Source organism: Nocardia alni (assembly GCF_019038435.1).
Classification (GTDB): Bacteria; Actinomycetota; Actinomycetes; order Mycobacteriales; family Mycobacteriaceae; genus Nocardia; species Nocardia alni.
The window spans coordinates 1-1,989 of the sequence record NZ_JAGPOX010000306.1; the positions used below are offsets into that span (position 1 = coordinate 1).

The following is a 1,989-nucleotide window of genomic DNA, read 5'->3' on the forward strand; positions in this document are numbered from 1 at the left end:
TCCGTCGTCGGCAGCGTCAGATGTGTAATAAGAGACAGATCCGTCCCCCCATCGACCAACCCGCAGTAGGCGGCCAGAGCATCGTCGACGGCCGCCGGATACGGGTGCTCCGGAGCCAGCCGGTACTCGACCGTATAAGCAAGGGCCCCCGCGCGGCGGGCGATGTCAGAGACAAGACCGACGCTGTCGGCCGCCGAACCAACCGCATACGCCCCACCATGCAGATAGAGCAGCACCCCCACATCCGACCGCTCCCCAGCATCCACGGCGACGCACGGCACGCCACCGAGGAAGGTCTCCTCGACCCGCACATCCGACGGAACCGCCCGATGACCGACCATGGCGTGAAAGATCTCGCGCGTCGTACCGACGTCGTCACCGAAGTCGAGAGGCGAGCGACGAAGAAGTTCGTGCAGAGCACGAAGCTGTGCCTGGGACATTCCGGAGTTTCCTCTCCCGAAACGGATACGTGTCTCGATGGCGAATCGGAACTGGCACCAGCCGTGCCTCCGAGCCATGAACACAGTCTTCGCCGGTCAGACCAATCGGTCCAATTGTTTAATCAGATCTATCAATAGCTCCCAGCGATCAGTAGATCCACCGCTCGACACCCAGCGATACGCGGCGAAGAAGCTCGCACATGTGCGAGAGGCCACCCGTCCCTATCGCGATGCTCCGACAGACATCATCGAATGGGGCCTGCCCCAGAGGATCCCTCACACGTTTTCTTGCCCGTCTTCACCGAAGCGATCCCGAGGGGCGGGCCATCGGGTGCCGGCGCCCCCAGCCCTGGCCGCCGCTATCGTTCAACCACGGGCCACGGAGTTGGAGATTCCGGAATTCTCGATCCGGGGCGTCCCGGAATGGTAGGTGACCTTGACGCCGATGCCGGACACGGTGATGGAGTCGGCTGCGTCGACGGTGACAATATTACTGTTCCCGGAGACGGTGAGGCCGGCGCAGTGGCCCCGGACGGTCACGCTGTTGGAATTTCCCGAGACGCTCAGATAGCCATTCCCGCAGTTGACCGTCTTCGTCCTACTGTTGCCCGATACGCGGGCCGTACCACCGGGTTTGATAGTGACGGTCCCGACGCTGGTAGCCACATGGCCGGTGACCCCCGTGGGGATCGCGGCCGCGAACGCCAGCCAGACGATGACGATGAACAACCACACGGCCATACCGATCTTCAGGCGTGGGCGAATCCTGCCGACCCAGTCGCCCGCCCCGTCGCGGTCGAGATCGTAAGCGAAAGAGGTTACGCACAACGCCCGCAGAGGATTTCGCGAATCAGCCAGGATCACACCATCGATGTACTCCCGCCCCGACACGACGAGTTCACCCTGATGGCCCGCCAGCGTGTAGCGAATACGCGTCCTGGTACTCGGTCCGCTGTACAGCGGACGCGTCACCTGCCATCCGTGCGCCACAGGCAGAGGCGCGTTGTACCAAGTGGTCCCACTGTAATAAGAACCCCGAGAAAGGATCTCGGTTTCGGCGACCGCCGCGACCTCCCCCCATTTGAGCAACGCCATCCTGGTTCTCACCGCATAAAACTGGAAGCCGTAGATCACCACCAGCGTCAGGACGGCAACCACCGTGAAAGCTGCGGGTACATAGATCCACAGTGCGATCGGCGCGACCGCGACCATGAACAGTATCCACACATACCACCACCGAAACGGGAACATCTCGGCGGCAACGAAACCCGCGGGAACCTTACGCGGCGCCTCAGCCAGCCGATCATCGCGCGGCACCGCATCAACCGAGTGTGCCCCCACCGACGCCGACGCCGCCCCGCGATAGGAAGGCACAGCATCGCCGCCGCCGATACCCCCGTCCCTCGACTCCTGTTGCAGCACTTCATCTTTCGCCGACGCCAGTTGCTGCTGCAGCTCCGCAATACGCCGCGCCTCAGCAAGCTGCCGCTCGAGATCCGCGATACGCTGCTCAGAATTCTGAGGCTCCACCAAACCCATGCTATTCCCC

The 1,989-nt window shown here is 62.9% G+C and carries 2 protein-coding genes; both read right to left on the reverse strand.

Annotated features, from left to right (window positions below; genetic code table 11):
• Positions 1 to 440 (reverse strand): alpha/beta hydrolase fold domain-containing protein (locus tag JZ791_RS47380; RefSeq protein WP_216903907.1); only part of this gene is annotated, 440 nt, incomplete at its 3' end.
• 366 nt (positions 441 to 806) lie between these two features.
• A partial coding sequence (locus tag JZ791_RS44015; protein ID WP_216903908.1) for a DUF3060 domain-containing protein occupies positions 807 to 1,989 on the reverse strand: 1,183 nt, incomplete at its 5' end.